A 16,760-nucleotide genomic window follows, 5' to 3' on the forward strand; every position below is an offset into this window, starting at 1 on the left:
TTAAGGTTTCGAATCGTCCTGATTCCGTCATTCTGCCAGAAGGTCAAGCGCCTCTCGCATGATTCGCATCAAAAAAGCGAATCAATTACCCGACTTAGAGGCGTCGATTCGACGCGCAGCACGTACATCATCCATTCTTGCGCAGGTTTCGACCTACACGCGCCCACCCCTGCCCGAGGACACACCGAAGCCTTCGATCAGCGCTTCCGTTGCTTGTACATCACGGAACTGCGCCTGAATCTCGATGAGGTGCCGGTAGTTTTCGTCAGTGGGATCGCTGGCGAGCGCTGCTTCCGCCTGTTTCAGCTCCTTATGTAAGGTGCGCGCGCTGCGCTGCAAGTGCAGCGCCTGGTTGAAGGCGTCGCGGGCATCGTCAAGCGCTGCGGTTTCCAGCGCGGGCCATTGCCTGGCCCGTTGGATGAGCGCCACGGCGCGCCCCCAGATATCGCTGCAGCCGGCACGTTCGATGGTGGCGATCACCGCGCTACGGTCATTGGCCATGTCGTGCGCCATCGCATCGAGGATGGCGGCGTGCAGCCGCTGCAGATCGGTGTTGGCGAGATCGAGGAACTCGACATGGGCGAAGTTCTCGTCGATCAGCGCCGGATGGTTGACGAGGGCTACGATGATCGTCGCCTCGCGCACCGACATCATCTCGCCACCGCGTTTGACCATGGCGGAGCGGCCGAGGCTTTCGGTGATCGCGGCGCGCGCGCCTGCCCCGCTGCCTTTGGCGAACTGTCCGCCGGGTGCGGGCGTTTTGCCCTGCCCCGGTTTCCAGTCCTGGCGACCTTGCCGCACTTCGCGCTGGGCGCTGAAGAAGGTCAGCTCCCGCTCGCGCATCCACTGCTGGTAGTGGTAGCGCTGGCTCTCATCGCGGATGCGGCTGGTCAGTTCGCGCAGCGTCTTTGTCAGCCCCGCCCGCCGCTCCGGCGTGTCGAAGACGCCACCGGATGTCTCACGCATCCACAACAAATCAGCGAGAGGCCGCGCTTCCGCCAGCACGGCACGAAACGCGTCCGGCCCTTCTGCCTTGACCAGATCGTCGGGATCCTTGCCCTCCGGCAACAGCGCAAAGCGCACCGACCGCCCGGCCTGCACCGACGGCAGCGCGAGATCCGCGGCCCGCCACGCCGCCTTCAGCCCGGCCTGGTCGCCGTCGAAGCACAGCATCGGCTCAGGCGCCATGCGCCACAGAAGTTCGAGCTGGTTTTCGGTGAGCGCGGTGCCGAGCGGCGCCACGGCATTCTCGAAGCCGGCCTGCGCCAGCGCAATCACGTCCATATAACCTTCGACGGCAATCACCGTGCCGCCTTTCGCCAGCGCTTTGCGGGCGCGGGCGAAATTGTAGAGCACGTTGCCCTTGTGGAAGAGCTCCGTGTCGGGCGAATTCATGTATTTGGCCAGCGCATCGGGCGCCAGTGCGCGGCCGCCAAAGGCGATGATCTTGCCGCGCGAATCCGGGATCGGGAACATGATGCGATCGCGGAACCAGTCATAGGAGACCGGGATGTCGTCGCCATGACGCACCAGCCCGCAGGCCTCGATGTCGGCCTTGGGCACACCCTTGGCGGCAAGATGTTCCTTCAGCGCATTGCGGCTGTCGGGCGCAAAGCCCAGCCGGAACGATTGCTGCGTCGCCGGCGTCAGCCCGCGATCCCTGAGATAGGCGCGGGCTTTTGCACCCTCCGGTCCTTGCAGCCGCTCCTGGAAGAAGGCAGTCGCCATCTCCATGACGTCGGTCAGACTGGCGCGTTCCTTCTCACGCTGTTCTTCCCGCTCGTCGCGCACCGGCATCGGCACGCCGGCCATGTCGGCGATCTTCTCGACCGCTTCGGGAAAGCTTAATCCGTCGAGCTCGGTCAGGAACTTGAAATGATCGCCCGACACCGAACAGCCGAAACAGTGATAGCGGCCCTTCTTGTCCTCGCAGTGGAAGGAGGGGCTCTTTTCGCCATGGAACGGACAACAGGCCCAATAGTCGCCGCGCGAGGCGTTGGTCTTCTTCCTGTCCCATGCGACGCGCTGGCCGATGACCGATGAAATCGGCACACGGTCGCGTATCTCATCGAGAAAGGCGGGCGGAAAGCGCATTGGGGAACTCGTTTGTCCCTCATATAATCATGCTCGCGGAATCCGACGACCCTTATTGCGGACCATACCCGGTTTCCACAGCCAAAAAGCCCGGTTCTACAGCCAAAAGAAAGGCGGCCCTTTTCGGGCCGCCTCCTTTCAAGTCTCTGCATTGCGCCGGCGAGGCCGGGCTTAATGCGCGGCAATGGCGCCGAAGATGATGCCGGACAGGACGCTGACCAGCACATAGTCGTTGCCGACGCGGATCCATTCCTGGCCGCGGCCGGGGCGATGCAGGCCGTAGCGGCCATAATCGCGGATCGGCTGGTGCCGCTTCCAGCTGGAATATTTCTGGCCATTGCGCCAATGGCTGCGCTTGACGACCACCGTCTTCTTCACGACGCGCTTCCTGACATCGACATGCTTGCCGGGCCTCTGCCAGTCGACCCGCGTGTAATTCGACTGCGGTGCGACCGGTGCGTTCACCGGTGCGGCCTGGCCGGTAAGCGAAGTGGCGGCCAGCATCGAGAAAGCGAGGGCGGAAAGAACAACACGTTTCATAGCGGGGCTCCTTGGTTGTCGATGCCTAGGGAATAGCGCCCGAAGGATGAACCGAAACTGAACACTAGCATTACATTTACGCAATGAAATCCGGCGCTTATCCTGGATATTTGAACATCATCGCAAAGGCGATTGCCGGGAGTCCGGCAAACCGGGACGATCCGCTGCCATCACCAGGGATCCGCCATGCAACCATTTGCGCATCCGTCCATTTTCCGACACGCCCTGTCGCGCCGCGACGGCTCTTGAAATCGACAAGATTTTATTACCCGGCTAAAATATTCCGGATATTGTTCAAGACTGTCATGACCATGATTCGCAGCCCCGTTTTCATCCCTGCACTGCGCGCCCTCCGCGTCGCGGTAGCTGTCTGCGTGCGGGTTTCGAAATGAGCGGCTCCGTCGTTCTGCTGCATCTGGCGGGCTCGGTGGCGCTGATGCTGTTTGCCACCCGCATGGTCAAGACAGGCGTCGAGCGCGCCTATGGCGACGTGCTGCGTCACCGGCTGCGCTCCACCATGCGCAATCCGATCATGGCGGTGCTGGCCGGCTGCGGCCTGTCCATCGCGCTGCAGAGCTCGACCGCCGTCACGCTTCTCGTCGGCTCCTTCGCCGGCGCCGGCATCGTCTCGGGCATGTCGGGCCAATTGGCTGTGCGCGGCGCCGAGATCGGCTCGGCGCTGGTGGTCAAGCTCTTGACCTTCGATCTGACGCTGCTGGTGCCGATCTGCCTCGTCGCCGGCACGGTCATGTTCATGGCCACCGAGCGGCGCGACTGGCGCCAGTTCGGCCGCATCCTGGTCGGCATCGGCCTTTTGGTACTGTCGCTGGAGATGATCGGCCAGGCCTCGGAGCCGCTGCGCCAGAGCACGCTGATGCCGCTCATCATCGAATATTTCTCCAGCGACTACGTCACCGCCTATCTGCTCGCCGCGCTCGTTACCTGGCTCTTCCACTCCTCAATCGCCGCCGTGCTTTTGATGGTCACGCTGGCCGGGCGCGGCTTCATCCCGCCCGAACTCGGCATCGTGCTGGTGCTCGGCGTCAATCTCGGCTCGTCGATCATCGCGCCGCTGCTCACCCGAAGTGCCGAACCTGGCGTGCGCGTCGTGCCGATCGGCAATCTGTTGATGCGCGGCATGGGCTCGCTGGTGATGCTGATCCTGTTCATGACGCTGAAGCCACCGGTCGCCTTCCTCGGCGCCACCGTGCCCGACCAGATCGTCAACGCCCACATACTGTTCAATGTGCTGATCCTGCTCGCCGGCCTGCCGCTTGCCAGCCTGATCTATCGTGCTTCCGAGAAGATCGTCGCAATGGGCACCAAGCCGGCGCCGGCTACAGAGCTCGATGTGGTCGAACTCTCCGCCCTCAACGACGGCGCGCTCGACGTTCCGAGCCAGGCGCTGGCCAACGCCACCCGCGAGGTGGTCCGCGTCTGCGAGACGGTCGAGATCATGCTCAAGCGTATCATCGAGCTGTATGAAAGCGCCGACGGCGACAAGATCAAGGCGCTGGCCGCCCTTGACGACCGCGTCGACAGGAAGCACGCGGCGATCAAGCTCTATCTGGCCAAATTGACCAGGAACTCGCTCACAGAGGACGAGGCGCTGCGCTGCCAGGAGCTGATAGGCGCCTGCGTCAAGCTTGAGCAGGTCGGCGACATCATCGTGCGCAACATGCTGGTGCATGTGAAGAAGAAGTTCGAGCGCGGGCTGGAGTTCACGCCCGAGGGCTGGAGCGAGCTGCTCGCCTTTCACACCTCGGTGCTGGCCAATGCCAGGCTTGCCTTCAACGTGCTGGTGTCGCGCGACCCTGAGACTGCCCGCCAGCTGGTGCTGGAAAAGGACCGGCTGCGCGACCGCGAAAAGGAAACCAGCGCCAGCCATTTCGTGCGCCTGCGCGACGGCACCGCCAAGAGCGTCGAGACCAGCTCCATCCACCTCGACACCATCCGCGACCTGAAGCAGATCAACTCGCTGCTGGCGTCGATGGCCTACCCGGTGCTGGAAGAGCGCGGCCTGCTCGGCGGCTCCAGGTTGAAGGCGAGCTGATCAAGAAAACCTAAACCGGCCGCAAAAATTTCTGCATTGCCGGCAAGCGCCATCCATGATTTGAGGCCAACTCGTTCAAGGATCGCTTCCGCGCCATGCTTCCGCTCATTGCCCTGTTCATCGCCGCCTTCGCTTTCGGCACCACCGAATTCGTCATTGCCGGCGTGCTGCCGCAAGTGGCCGACGGCCTTGGCGTTTCGATCCCGACCTCCGGCTATCTCGTCTCAGGCTATGCCGGCGGCATCGCGGTTGGCGGGCCATTGCTGGCGCTCGCCACCAAGGGCATTCCCCGCAAGACGCTGCTGCTTTGCCTGACCGTCGCCTTCACCATCGGCCAGGCCGCTTGCGCGCTGGCGCCCGATTTTGCCTCGATGCTGCTCTTGCGCATTGCGGTCGCCGTCGCACACGGCGCCTATTTCGGCGTCGCCATGGTGGTGGCTGTCGGCCTCGTGCCCGAGGACAAGCGCGGCATGGCCGTGGCTGTGATCCTCTCCGGCCTCACCGTATCCAATGTCATCGGCGTGCCGGCCGGCACCGCAATCGGCAATCTCTGGGGCTGGCGCGCCACCTTCTGGGTGATGTGCGCGCTGGGCGTGGTGGCGTTTGCCGCCATGGCTGCGCTTTTGCCGCGCACGACAGGCGCATCAAGGCCATCCGCCAGTCTTGGCAGCGAGGTTCGCGTGCTGGCGCGCCAGCAAGTCTGGACCTCGCTGATCCTGATGCTGATGTTGATGATCGGCCAGTTCGGCCTGTTCACCTACATCACCCCGACCCTGCTTGAGGTGACCCATCTCGACAAGGGCCTGATCCCCTGGGTGCTGCTGCTCAACGGCGTCGGCGCCACGGTCGGCGTCTTTCTCGGCGGCAAGCTTTCCGATTGGAAGCTGATGCCGTCGCTGATCACCATGCTTGCGCTGCAGGCGGTGATGTTGGGCGTGATCTATGCCGTCAGCCCCTACCCCGTGCCGATGGTCATCGCCATCGTTATCTGGGGTGGCCTCAACTTCGCCATAGGCACGCCGATCCAGACCCGCATCCTGGCCTGGACGGCGGACGCCTCCAACCTCGCCTCCTCGCTCATCCCCTCCGGCTTCAATGTCGGCATCGCGCTCGCCGCGTCCCTGGGCGCTGCCATGCTCAATGCCGGCTACGGCTTTCGCAGCCTGCCGGTTGTGGGCGCTGCCGCCATGCTGGTGGCGGTGTTGGTGGCACTTGCCTCCTACATCTGGGAGGGGCGCAGCCGGGCAGCGCCGCCGCTGCCGGCAGCGGCCGAATAGCGTCGGACTACAAATCGATCCGGAACAACAAACTCTCGGCGCCGCCATACGCGGCGTCCTTGATGAACGGACCGACCACACGGCCGCCATTGGCCAGCACCACCTTCTGCGAGGCCGGATTGTCGAGGTCGGTGGTGAGCTCGACATATGGCAAACCAACAGCCCTCGCCTCGTCCAGCATCAGCCGCAGCGCCTCGTTCGCATAGCCTCGTCCGCGCTTCCACGGCACCACGGCATAGCCGATATGGCCGAGCACATGCGACGGCAGTGCGGCCGTACCCGGCTGCCAGCGAAAGCCGATCGAGCCGGCGGCCTCGCCGTCCCAGATCCAGCGCCGGAAGCCCGGCAGCCGCGGCACGGTCGTGCCGTCCGGCAAGGTAATCGGGCCTCCTTTGGCCTCGGGATCGTCGAGGCTGGCAAGGAACGCCGCGGGATCCTCGTCGATCGCCGCAAGTTGCTCGCGCGTCGCTTCCATCAGCCGGACATTGTCCGGCGACCAGCCGCGCTCGAGCGCCGCCTTGTAGGAGGGCAGATGTTCGAGCGTGGGTTTGACGATTTCGATCATGGTGGGTCTCTCCGGCAGGTCAAGGCTTGGCTCGCTTAAGCCGGTGCGGACCGTTTCTTGCCCAGAGGTAATGCCCCTGCTCTCCTTCGCCATTGAAGTGGTGTCGGCTCCTACTGCAGCAGGCCTTTGACGATGCCGCTGGCCTTGCCGAAATCCATCTGGCCGGCATATTTCTGCTTCAGCACAGCGATCACCTTGCCCATGTCCTTCTGGCTGGTCGCACCGGTAGCAGTGATCGCTTCGCGCGCCGCAGCTGTTACGGCGGCGTCATCCAGCTGCGTCGGCAGGAAGCCGCGGATGATCTCCATCTCGCCACGCTCCTGCGTGGCCAGATCCGGGCGCTTGCCGTCCTCGAACGCCTTGGCCGATTCCTCGCGCTGCTTCACCATCTTGGCCAGGATCTGCAGGATCTCCTCGTCGCTGGCGGGGTCCTTGGCCGAGCCGCGATTGGCGATGTCGCGGTCGTGAATGGCGGCCTGGATCAGCCTGAGCGTCGGCAGGCGGTGCTTGTCCTGCGCCTTCATCGCGCTTTTCAGGGATTCGGCGATTTTTGCGCGCATGATGCCTTCTCCTTAGAACGGCGCGGACAATAACCGCGGCCCATCCGCAAAGCAAACGCGCCAAAGCCCTGATATCATTCGCTGAAACAAATGCTCGCCGTTTTGGCACGGCATCATTGACCGCTCTGGCGCCTTCCCCTATGTACTCGGCCTTGCATAAGACAAAGAATTGATGCGCGCAGGCTCAAGAGATCGGCCGCGCCGTTTGCTGCGCAGATGGCCCGCCATCGAAGCGCGCAGCGTGACAGGAGCGTCGCCATGGCCGAGATGACCCCCGAACTGACCCCGCCTTGGGCAACCGAAAAGCCGACCGCCGTCCTGGTGCTGGCCGACGGAACCGTCATCGAGGGTCGCGGCCTCGGCGCCACCGGTTCCGCCGTTGCCGAAGTCTGCTTCAACACCGCGCTCACCGGCTACCAGGAAATTCTCACCGACCCGTCCTATGCCGGCCAGATCGTCACCTTCACCTTCCCGCATATCGGCAACATCGGCACCAATGACGAGGACATCGAGGACTTGAACCCGGTCGCCCGTGCCGGCGCCGTCGGCGCGGTGTTCAAGGCCGATGTCACCAACCCGTCCAACTACCGCGCCGGCACCGGGCTGGACCAGTGGCTGAAGAAGCGCGGCATCGTCGCGCTGTCGGGCATCGACACCCGCGCGCTGACCGCGCTGATCCGCGAAAAGGGCATGCCCAACGCCGTCATTGCGCACGCGCCCGACGGCATCTTCGACATCGACGATTTGAAGCGGCGCGCCGCCGCCTGGTCGGGCCTGATCGGGCTTGACCTCGCCAAGGAAGTCACCTCGGGCCAGTCCTCGGTCTGGCGTGAAACGCCCTGGGTGTGGAACGAAGGCTTTGGCGAACAGGCCGAGCCGTCGATGCACGTCGTCGCCATCGACTACGGCGTCAAGCGTAACATCCTTCGCCTGCTTTCCGGCCTCGGCGCCAAGGTCACCGTGGTTCCGGCCGGCACCGGCTCGGAAGAGATCCTGGCCATGCAGCCCGACGGCATCTTCCTCTCCAACGGGCCCGGCGACCCGGAAGCCACCGGCGACTACGCCGTGCCGGTCATCCAGGACCTGCTGAAGACCGACATCCCGGTATTCGGCATCTGCCTCGGCCACCAGATGCTGGCCCTGGCGCTCGGCGGCAAGACCGCCAAGATGCACCAGGGCCATCACGGCGCCAACCACCCGGTCAAGGATCATACCACCGGCAAGGTCGAGATCGTCTCGATGAACCACGGCTTTGCCGTCGATGCCGACTCGTTGCCCGAGGGCGTCGAGGAAACCCATGTCTCGCTGTTCGATGGCTCCAACTGCGGTATTGCGCTCACGGGCCGTCCGGTGTTCTCGGTCCAGCATCACCCCGAGGCCTCGCCCGGTCCGCAGGACTCGCACTATCTGTTCCGCCGTTTCGTCAATCTGATCCGCGAAAAGCGCGGCGAGGAACTGCTGGCCGAACGGGTTTGATTTTACAGGTCTTCGCCTAGCCGTTGCCCAGATCGTGATGCTCCGAATAGCCGGAGTTACAAACGCGGCGCGATTGCCCTTGTCTTGGGTCAATGGAATAAACCGGTCAACCGGTCTGTTTGTGACGGCGCGAAGCGACGAAGGCTTCGAGAGCGCCGACGGCATCCCCTGAGCCCAAGCCCCCCCTCATCGCTTCGCTTGCGCGCCGCATTAACGGACGAAGCACACACCTATGGCGGGTTCGAAGTTCGCGCCTGGGTAACCTTATGCCACCGGCCGGCCTTCGCTGGCCTCCAGTATGGCGAACCATTGCTGGCGGTCGAGGTCGATCTCCAGCGCCTTGACCATGGCGGCCAGCCGCTCGGGCTTCATCGTGCCGAGCACCGGCGCCAGCCGCGCCGGATGACGCAGCAGCCAGGCGATGGCGACGGCGGCGAGATCGCCGGCGCCGATCTCGGCAGCCACCGCCGCGATTGCCGCCCTGACCCGCGCCTCGCGCCCTTCCTTGCCGGTGAACAGCAAGCCGCCGCCGAGCGGCGACCAGATCATCGGCGCATAGCCGAGGCGTTGCGCATGATCGAGGCTGCCATCCATCAGCGCATTGGTCTTCAGCACCGACATCTCGATCTGGTTGGTGGCCAAGGCAAACGGCAGCCGCGAAGCCAGAAGGTCGAACTGCGACGGCGTGAAATTGGAGACCCCGACCGCTCTCACCTTGCCCGACTTGACCAGCCCGGCAAGGGCCGCCGCCGTCTCGTCGGCATCCATCAGCGGATCCGGCCGGTGCAGCAGCAACAGGTCGAGATAGTCGGTGCCGAGATTGGCGAGCGAACGGTCGACCGAGGCGGCAATGTGGGCCGCACTGGTGTCGTAATGCTTCAGCCGGTTCTGAGGCCGGTTGGCCGATGCCAGAATGATGTCGCATTTCGAGATCAGCTCGATGCTGTCGCGCTTGCCCTTCCAGCGCGACAAGCCGGCGCCAAAGGCAGCTTCCACCTGGTAATGCCCGTAAATATCGGCATGGTCGAAGCTGGTAAGGCCGAGATCGACCGCAGTGCCGATCAGCCGCGCGATCTGGTCGGCGTCCGGGCGCGCGGCGTTGTCGAGCAGGCGCCAGGCGCCGAACACCAGCCGCGACAGCGACACTCCGTCCTTGGTCAGCTCTATGCGGCTGTCATGGCTCATATCTGGGCTCCATCTTCCGCAGCGCCGGTGGCAACACTTCTCACCGCCGTCGGCCTCGCAACTTTCGTCACAAAGACAATGACGGCAAGCGTCAGGAAGCACGCGCCAACCAGATAGGGCGCGCCGCCGAACACCACGGGCGCATTCGGTCCGGTGAACCAGGAAAAGATCGCGGTGTAGAGCAGCGGCGTGATGATCGAGGTGATCGAGAAGATCGACGTCATCGCGCCCTGCAATTCGCCTTGCGCCGACGGCGGCACCTTGGCGGCGGCAAGGCTTCTCAGCGGCGGATCGGCCAGTGCTTCCAGGCAGCCGACGACGATCACCGCATAGATCATCCAGCCTTGCGAGGCGAAGGCGTAGCCGAAGGCGCTGGCCGCAGTAAATGTCAGGCCGATGACCGCCGTCCTCCATTCGCCAAGTTTGGGGATCACGCGCGGCAGCACCGTCGCCATGACGATCGCCCCACACAGGCCGAAGGCGCCGAGCGAGAAGCCGATCTGCTGCTCGCTCCAGCCATAACGATAATTGGACACGAACGACCACACCGCAGGATACATCATGTGGCCGAGCGTCATCAGGAAGAAGGCGAGCCCGATCCAGCCGATGCCCTGATATTGGCGCATCTGCAGCAGCGTGCCGACCGGGTTGGCGCGTTTCCACTCGAAGCGGCGGCGGTGCTTTTCATCGAGCGTTTCAGGCAGGAAGAACATGGCGATGAGGAAGTTCACGAAGGCAAGCCCGGCGGCAAAGTAAAACGGCACTCGCGGCCCGAACGTGCCGAGCAGCCCGCCCAGCACCGGCCCAATGACGAAGCCGACGCCGAAGGCGATGCCGAGCAGACCGAAATTCTTCGCCCGGTTGTCGTCGTTCGAGATGTCGGCAATGAAGGCCGACGTCGTCGAATAGCTGGCGCCCGAAATGCCGGCCAGCACGCGGCCGATGAACAGCATCGGATAGGACCAGGCGATGGCGCAGATCAGATTGTCGATCGAGAATGTAAGCACCGAGGCAAGCAGGATCGGCCGCCGCCCGAAGCGGTCGCTCAATCCACCCATGATTGGCGCGAAGAAGAACTGCATCGCCGCATAGACGAAGAACAGCCAGCCGCCTTCGATCGCCGCTTCGCTGATGCCGACGCCGGAAAGCTCCCTGAGAAAGGCCGGCAACACCGGCATGATCATGCCGAAGCCGATAATGTCGAGCAGCAGCGTGGTGAAGACGAGCGCAAGGCCCCGCCTGGCGGTTTTGGGGTCGATCATGATGGCGTCTGCTCCCTGAGACCGCCCTTGGGCGGGCGCCCGTTATAGGCGAGGCGCCACTTTGGAACAATAGGAGAACGCCTCAGGCGTTCTCCTCCTGACATCTGTTGCCGGTGGTGAATCGGCCCGCCGACGGATGCGCTTTGAACCGCGGTCGGCTGGAACTTGCGAGCGCCTCAAACCGGACCGGTCAGCGTGTTGCAATCCGACAGCTTGCCGCTCTTGTAGCCGCGCGCCAGCCAGGTCTGCCTTTGCTGCGACGTCCCGTGGTTGAAGCTTTCCGGAACGACATAGCCCTGCATCTTCTTCTGCAGCGTATCGTCGCCGATCTGCTTGGCGGCGTTGAGCGCCTCTTCGATGTCGCCCTGTTCCAGAATGCCCTTCTGCGCGGTGAAATGCGCCCAAACGCCGGCGAAGCAGTCGGCCTGCAGCTCGATGCGCACCGACATCTGGTTGGCTTCCGCCTCACCCATCGACTGCCGCATCTGGTTGAACTTGGGCAGGATGCCGGTGAGGTTCTGCACATGGTGACCGACTTCATGGGCGATCACATATGCCTGGGCGAAATCCCCCGAGGCGCCGAACTGCTGGTCGAGCTGCTGGAAGAAGGTGGTGTCGAGGTAGACCTTGTGGTCGCCGGGACAATAGAACGGTCCGGCTGCCGTCGAGGCGGAGCCGCAGGCCGAGCGGATCTGGCCGCTGAACAGCACAAGCTTCGGGTCCTCGTATTTCAGGCCCTGCGACTGGAAGATGCCGGTCCAGGTCTCTTCGGTCTCGGCCAGCACGGTCGCCACGAACTGCTTCATCTCGTCGGAAGCAGGCGTGCCGGCGCCGTCGTCCTGGCCGCCGCTGTTGTCGGTAATCTGGCCACCACCACCCGGCAGCACGCCGCCGCCCTCGCCGGTGCCCAGGATCTGCGACGGATCGAAGCCGAAATACCATCCGGCCAGCACCACGAAGACAACGAGCAGGATGCTGCCGCCGCCGCCGGTGCGGCCGCCGATCGGGATGCGGAACTGGCCAGGGCTGCCGCCGCCGAAACCACCACCGCCGCCGCTGTCGCTGCGCTCGTCCTCGACATTGTCACTCTGACGGCGGCCCTTCCAGAGCATGGCAACTCCCCGTATGCAAATTTTCGGCTGGCCTGGCCGATTGTCGTGGCCCAGTCCGACCCAACAGACAATTATCGCAATGGTTGCGCCAAGTCACAGTATTTTTCGTGGCGGCGGCATCGTGTTCGCACTCTGGTCGAGGCGGCATGCGCGCTGTAGCATCCGGTTCGAACGGGGGTGTCGGGGACTTGCGGACGATCGGTCGATTTCTGCTGCTGGCGGTGGTGCTATGCCTCGGCCCGTCGCCGGCGCGCGCCGTGACGCTCGATTCCAGCGTCGCCGTAACCGATCCCGAGACATTGCAGGCGCTTGAGCGTGGCGGCCTCTCGATCAGCCGCCTGCTCGGCCCGGCGCTGGGTCTCACGCGCGAGGTCGACAATCGGGGCCTGTTTTCGGTGCGCGCGCTGACCCCTGTGCGCAACGCCGTCAAGCAGGAGATCGCCGACGAGCCTGCCAATAGCCCCGATCCTTACGTCGCGGCCATGGCCAAGTCGAAGGACACCAGCCAGAAATTCAACCCGAAATACATCGACGATGACGGCTCGACGCTCGACCTGACCGGCGTCGTCAACCGCATGGACCGCGGCTATCTCGGCCACACCGAATGCGGCGAGATCAGGCTGATCTACCGCTTCCACTATTCGGTGGCGGAGAAGCCCACGAAGGGAAAGACAGCGCAACGCATCTCGTCGCGGCTGCCGCTGACCATGGGTCTGGTCTTCAACGCCAGGCCCGGCGAGGCTCGCCCCCGCGCTTCGAGAGACCGTCCAAGCGCCACCGCCGTTTCCTGTGCCGAAATCGCCAAGCGCTGGCTCGCCGCCGGCCAGAAGAACCTTGCGCCCGAGCAACTGGCAGCCTGGCTGCGCTCCGACGAAGGGCCGCTCTCCAACGCCATGCTGAATTCGTCGCAGATCATGCGGCTTGAGCTGAACATGCAGGTTCTCCGGCTGTCGGCCTCGAGCCGCCGCGACTTCGGTGGCCACGCCGAATATCTCCTCAAGATTTTCAAATGGGACCCAACGACGTCCACCTTCCAGGAATCGAAGATGGAGAACCAGATCGACCGGAAAGTGGTTCTGGCCGACCGGCCGGCCTTCGCCAAATGGCTGCTCACCGACCGCAACCTCTACGACCTCGATCGCGGCCGGCTGGTCATCGACGACAAGTTCCTGGCGACCAGCGCCGTCTCGGTCGCACCCGGCGGCATGGCCAGGTCGCAAAACAATATCGCCTATGGGCTGCTCGACGATGCCGACATCGACAAGGCACTGCAGGACTATGTCGCCAAGGGCAACGAGCTGCGCAGCGTGAAATCGGTGGCCGGCTTCAATCTGCGTCTCAACGAAATGACCTGCACCGGCTGCCACCAGACGCACGGCATTGCCGGCTTCCATTACACCGGCGCCGATCCGGCCAGCGAGCCGCGCCGCAACGCCGTCTTCGTCCCCGGCTCGGCGGTGTTCTTCGCCGACCTGCCGCGCCGCCGCGCCATCGTCGAGGACTTCGCCGCCGGCGGCCATCCGGATTTCTCACGCGGCTTCGCCGCCCGTCCGGACGCCAAACTCGCCGAAGCGCTGAAAGGCACCGATCTCTACAATGGCTGGGGCTCGATCTGCTACAGCGGCAAGGATGCCAGCTTCAAGGACTGGAGCTGCGGCGAAAGCCTGCGCTGCGCCGGCGTCCATGAAAGCGACATCCATCCGGGCTTCGGCACCTGCGTCAGCGAGGCGGCCACCGCAGTCGGCGACCCCGTCGAGTTCGGCGAGATTAAGATGTCGAGCTGGGGCAGCGACAAATATTGCCGCCTGTCGCCGGCCACCGCAAAAGCCTGCGCCATCGATCCGGCGCGCGACAAGAAACCGGTAATCAAGCTCGCCGGCTATGGCGCGGCGCGCCAACGCTACGACAACCCCGAGCAGAAGACCGGTGGCTTTCCCGGGGGCATGCTGCGCAAGGCAAGCTGCGACAAGCTTCCCGACGAGGCGACTTGCGGCCGCCTCGCCAAGACCGGTTTCAACGACTGCATCGCGTCGGGCAAGGACCACAAATTCTGCACCAAGGAATTCACCAAGACCGCCGGCCTGCGCGCCTGCGACAAGGCGCATCCCTGCCGCGAGGACTATATCTGCACCGCCGGCTACGACGATCTGGCCGCAGCCAAGCCTGGCAAGGGCTCCTGCATTCCGCCCTATTTCATATTCCAGTTCCGCGTCGACGGCCATCCGCGCAGTTGGGTGCAGGACACCGAGGAATGAGCGGCAGGTTGCCGCTTGCGAACAGAACTCAGATCTTCTGCTTGGTGCCGGCGCTTTTGCCGTCCGAGCTTTTGGAGCGTTCCTCGAAACGCGCGGCGCCCTTTTTCAGCGCATGGCCGGTTTCGACCTCGGTCTTGCGTTCGTCCTTTGCCGCTGCCTGCCTCAAACCCTCGGCCGCCTGCTTGCCCTTCGCGGTCGGTGCCTGTTCGACGCCCATGTTTTCCTCCTTGGCGCGCGACAATCACGCGCAACGTCAGGAGCAACGAGCCTGACGTGCGGAGGTTCCAGTGGTGCGGCCCCGGCACCCCTCAGCGCGGCGCGATCATCGCCTTGCGAAAGGCTTCCAGCGTCTCGGCGCTGACATGATGCTCGATGCCCTCGGCATCGATGCGCGCCGTCTCGGCGCTGACACCGAGCGAACGCAAAAACGCTTCTACCGTCTGGTGGCGGATGCGGCTCTCTTCCGCCACCTTGCGCCCGGCGTCGGTCAGGAACACACCGCGATAGGGTTTTCTGGAAACGAGCCCGTCGGCGCACAGCCTGGTCAGCATCTTGGCCACCGTCGGCTGGGCGACACCGAGCCGCGCAGCAATATCGACCTGACGCGCCTCATTGCCGTCCTCGATCAGGTCGGCGATCAGCTCGACATAATCCTCGACCAGCGCGCCGCGGCGCGCTTCGCGCTGCTGCCGGAACCCTTTCGAATGAATCTCGGCGTCAGGCAGCGGCTCCTCGCGTCCAACCGGTCTGTGCTTCAGCGCCAACACGCGCTCCTTCCTATCTTTTGACAAGAATCGGCTTTGGGCAAAGCAATCGCCCTTTGCCATTCATAGCACGGGCTTAACTGTTCCAGCCGTTTATTTCCATTCCATGGTAGGCGCAACCGGCGTTTGCGATCCCCGGCCGGCCTGCCGGTCGGCGCAACAGGAAGCACATACAATGAAATATAGCCTATTGCATAATGTTGAGCCCTGGCATAGATAGGATGACGTCAACCGATCCACCCAGTGGAAAGCCCTCCATGTCCGAAGCTGACGCTACCTTGGGATCATCCTGGCGATTTGACAGGCCGGAGGACAATCCTCCCAGCCTGCGCGAGGTGAACTCCACGATCGCGGTGCCGCAGTCCGGCGTCTGGTTCCGTCGCCTGTTCGCCTTCATGGGACCGGGCTACATGGTCTCGGTCGGCTATATGGATCCGGGCAACTGGGCCACCGACCTCGCCGGCGGCGCCCAGTTCGGCTACACGCTATTGTTCATCATCATGCTGTCCAACCTGATGGCGATCCTGCTGCAGGCGCTTGCCGCCCGGCTTGGCATCGCCACCGGCCGCGACCTCGCCCAGGCCTGCCGCGCCTATTATCCGCGTCCCGTCAGTTTCGTGCTGTGGATCGCCTGCGAACTCGCCATCATTGCCTGCGACCTCGCCGAGGTGATCGGCACGGCGATCGCGCTGCAGCTTCTGTTCGGCATTCCGCTGATCGGCGGCGCGTTGCTGACGGCGCTCGACGCCTTCATCGTGCTGCTCTTGATGAACAAGGGTTTCCGCTATCTCGAAGCCTTCGTCATCGCGCTTTTGATCATCATCTTCGGCTGTTTCGCCATCCAGATCTTTGCCGCTGCCCCTCCGGTCGGCTCGATCCTGCATTCGATGTTCGTGCCGTCGACGGAGATCGTCACCAATCCGGCGATGCTCTACATCGCCATCGGCATCATCGGCGCCACGGTGATGCCGCACAATCTCTACCTGCACTCCTCGATCGTACAGACACGCGCCTATGAACGGACCGAAAAAGGCAAGCGCGACGCCATTAAATGGGCGACGACGGACTCGACCATCGCGCTCGTCTTGGCGCTGTTCGTCAACGCCTCGATCCTGATCGTCTCGGCGGTGGCCTTCCATGGCACCGGCCATCAGGATGTCGCCGAGATCGGCCAAGCCTTCGAGCTCTTGTCGCCACTGCTCGGCCTCGGCATCGCCTCCATCCTGTTTGCGGTGGCGCTGCTGGCCTCCGGCCTCAACTCGACGGTTACGGCAACGCTTGCCGGCCAGATCGTCATGGAAGGCTTTTTGCGCCTGCGCATTCCGCAATGGGCGCGCCGGCTGCTGACGCGCGGCATCGCCATCGTCCCGGTGGTGGTCGTCACCGCGCTCTATGGCGAAAAGGGCACCGGCCAGTTGCTGGTCTTCAGCCAGGTGGTACTGTCGATGCAGCTGCCCTTCGCAGTCATCCCGCTGGTGCAGTTCGTCTCCGACAAGAAGAAGATGGGCAACCTTGCCATTCCCCGCGGCGTGGCGGTCCTCGCCTGGGTCGTCGCGGCGGTCATCCTGGTGCTCAACTTCAAGCTGCTCTACGACACCGTCTTCGGCGTCGGCTGAG

The 16,760-nt window shown here is 63.9% G+C and carries 14 protein-coding genes; 5 read left to right on the forward strand and 9 right to left on the reverse strand.

Going from position 1 to position 16,760, the window contains the following annotated elements:
* Window positions 1-153 precede the first annotated feature (153 nt).
* Both dnaG and ACYG9V_RS26975 read right to left on the reverse strand, forming a co-directional pair.
* Window positions 154-2,094 (reverse strand): DNA primase, encoded by a 1,941-nt coding sequence (gene dnaG, locus ACYG9V_RS26970; protein WP_023683795.1) that lies wholly within the window; start codon window positions 2,092-2,094, stop codon window positions 154-156.
* A 171-nt stretch (window positions 2,095-2,265) separates the two neighbouring features.
* Window positions 2,266-2,634, reverse strand: coding sequence for an RcnB family protein (locus ACYG9V_RS26975; protein ID WP_023672444.1), 369 nt, complete (start codon window positions 2,632-2,634; stop codon window positions 2,266-2,268).
* 388 nt (window positions 2,635-3,022) lie between these two features.
* Here ACYG9V_RS26975 and ACYG9V_RS26980 point away from each other — a divergent pair, with 388 nt between their 5' ends.
* Window positions 3,023-4,687: a Na/Pi cotransporter family protein gene (locus ACYG9V_RS26980; RefSeq protein ID WP_352497543.1), complete on the forward strand. Its 1,665-nt coding sequence runs from the start codon at window positions 3,023-3,025 to the stop codon at window positions 4,685-4,687.
* Window positions 4,688-4,782: 95 nt separating this feature from the next.
* Window positions 4,783-5,964: an MFS transporter gene (locus tag ACYG9V_RS26985; protein WP_352762290.1), complete on the forward strand. Its 1,182-nt coding sequence runs from the start codon at window positions 4,783-4,785 to the stop codon at window positions 5,962-5,964.
* Window positions 5,965-5,971: 7 nt separating this feature from the next.
* Here the strand turns inward: ACYG9V_RS26985 and ACYG9V_RS26990 are convergent, their stop codons facing one another.
* Together ACYG9V_RS26990 and ACYG9V_RS26995 are read right to left on the reverse strand one after the other, a co-directional pair.
* Complete coding sequence (locus ACYG9V_RS26990) at window positions 5,972-6,529, reverse strand: GNAT family N-acetyltransferase (protein ID WP_352762292.1); 558 nt, start codon at window positions 6,527-6,529, stop codon at window positions 5,972-5,974.
* Window positions 6,530-6,639: 110 nt separating this feature from the next.
* Window positions 6,640-7,089, reverse strand: a complete 450-nt coding sequence (locus tag ACYG9V_RS26995; protein WP_352762293.1) for a GatB/YqeY domain-containing protein — start codon at window positions 7,087-7,089, stop codon at window positions 6,640-6,642.
* A gap of 258 nt (window positions 7,090-7,347) precedes the next feature.
* On the opposite strand from ACYG9V_RS26995, the gene carA reads away from it, so the two are divergent.
* Window positions 7,348-8,565 (forward strand): glutamine-hydrolyzing carbamoyl-phosphate synthase small subunit, encoded by a 1,218-nt coding sequence (gene carA / locus ACYG9V_RS27000; protein ID WP_352762295.1) that lies wholly within the window; start codon window positions 7,348-7,350, stop codon window positions 8,563-8,565.
* Between the two features lie 264 nt (window positions 8,566-8,829).
* Here carA and ACYG9V_RS27005 read toward each other — a convergent pair whose 3' ends face one another.
* The 3 genes from ACYG9V_RS27005 to ypfJ all read right to left on the reverse strand — a co-directional run bounded on the left by ACYG9V_RS27005 (window position 8,830) and on the right by ypfJ (window position 12,124).
* Window positions 8,830-9,750, reverse strand: coding sequence for an aldo/keto reductase (locus tag ACYG9V_RS27005; protein ID WP_352757631.1), 921 nt, complete (start codon window positions 9,748-9,750; stop codon window positions 8,830-8,832).
* On the reverse strand, window positions 9,747-11,012 hold the full coding sequence (locus ACYG9V_RS27010; RefSeq protein ID WP_023683790.1) for a TCR/Tet family MFS transporter: 1,266 nt from the start codon (window positions 11,010-11,012) through the stop codon (window positions 9,747-9,749). The genes ACYG9V_RS27005 and ACYG9V_RS27010 overlap by 4 nt, the downstream gene beginning before the upstream one ends.
* A gap of 176 nt (window positions 11,013-11,188) precedes the next feature.
* Complete coding sequence (gene ypfJ / locus ACYG9V_RS27015) at window positions 11,189-12,124, reverse strand: KPN_02809 family neutral zinc metallopeptidase (RefSeq protein ID WP_352762298.1); 936 nt, start codon at window positions 12,122-12,124, stop codon at window positions 11,189-11,191.
* A gap of 188 nt (window positions 12,125-12,312) precedes the next feature.
* Here ypfJ and ACYG9V_RS27020 point away from each other — a divergent pair, with 188 nt between their 5' ends.
* Window positions 12,313-14,379, forward strand: a complete 2,067-nt coding sequence (locus ACYG9V_RS27020; RefSeq protein ID WP_031215366.1) for a hypothetical protein — start codon at window positions 12,313-12,315, stop codon at window positions 14,377-14,379.
* Window positions 14,380-14,407: 28 nt separating this feature from the next.
* Here ACYG9V_RS27020 and ACYG9V_RS27025 read toward each other — a convergent pair whose 3' ends face one another.
* Window positions 14,408-14,596 carry a hypothetical protein gene (locus tag ACYG9V_RS27025; RefSeq protein WP_023672434.1) on the reverse strand — a complete coding sequence of 63 codons (189 nt, stop codon included), beginning with the start codon at window positions 14,594-14,596 and terminating at the stop codon, window positions 14,408-14,410.
* A 91-nt stretch (window positions 14,597-14,687) separates the two neighbouring features.
* Window positions 14,688-15,143 (reverse strand): manganese-binding transcriptional regulator MntR, encoded by a 456-nt coding sequence (gene mntR / locus ACYG9V_RS27030; protein WP_023672433.1) that lies wholly within the window; start codon window positions 15,141-15,143, stop codon window positions 14,688-14,690.
* A 257-nt stretch (window positions 15,144-15,400) separates the two neighbouring features.
* Here mntR and ACYG9V_RS27035 point away from each other — a divergent pair, with 257 nt between their 5' ends.
* Window positions 15,401-16,759, forward strand: a complete 1,359-nt coding sequence (locus ACYG9V_RS27035) for an Nramp family divalent metal transporter (RefSeq protein ID WP_023672432.1) — start codon at window positions 15,401-15,403, stop codon at window positions 16,757-16,759.
* The last annotated feature ends 1 nt before the right edge of the window (window position 16,760 follow it).

The organism is Mesorhizobium sp. W016 (assembly GCF_054719485.1).

Coding starts and splice junctions, on each gene's coding strand:
- ACYG9V_RS26995 (WP_352762293.1), bottom strand. CDS start 7,089: ATGCGCGCAAAAATCGCCGAATCCCTGAAAAGCGCGATGAAGGCGCAG.
- ACYG9V_RS26975 (WP_023672444.1), bottom strand. CDS start 2,634: ATGAAACGTGTTGTTCTTTCCGCCCTCGCTTTCTCGATGCTGGCCGCC.
- dnaG (WP_023683795.1), bottom strand. CDS start 2,094: ATGCGCTTTCCGCCCGCCTTTCTCGATGAGATACGCGACCGTGTGCCG.
- ACYG9V_RS27010 (WP_023683790.1), bottom strand. CDS start 11,012: ATGATCGACCCCAAAACCGCCAGGCGGGGCCTTGCGCTCGTCTTCACC.
- carA (WP_352762295.1), top strand. CDS start 7,348: ATGGCCGAGATGACCCCCGAACTGACCCCGCCTTGGGCAACCGAAAAG.
- ACYG9V_RS26990 (WP_352762292.1), bottom strand. CDS start 6,529: ATGATCGAAATCGTCAAACCCACGCTCGAACATCTGCCCTCCTACAAG.
- ACYG9V_RS26985 (WP_352762290.1), top strand. CDS start 4,783: ATGCTTCCGCTCATTGCCCTGTTCATCGCCGCCTTCGCTTTCGGCACC.
- ACYG9V_RS27005 (WP_352757631.1), bottom strand. CDS start 9,750: ATGAGCCATGACAGCCGCATAGAGCTGACCAAGGACGGAGTGTCGCTG.
- ACYG9V_RS27035 (WP_023672432.1), top strand. CDS start 15,401: ATGTCCGAAGCTGACGCTACCTTGGGATCATCCTGGCGATTTGACAGG.
- ACYG9V_RS26980 (WP_352497543.1), top strand. CDS start 3,023: ATGAGCGGCTCCGTCGTTCTGCTGCATCTGGCGGGCTCGGTGGCGCTG.
- ypfJ (WP_352762298.1), bottom strand. CDS start 12,124: ATGCTCTGGAAGGGCCGCCGTCAGAGTGACAATGTCGAGGACGAGCGC.
- ACYG9V_RS27025 (WP_023672434.1), bottom strand. CDS start 14,596: ATGGGCGTCGAACAGGCACCGACCGCGAAGGGCAAGCAGGCGGCCGAG.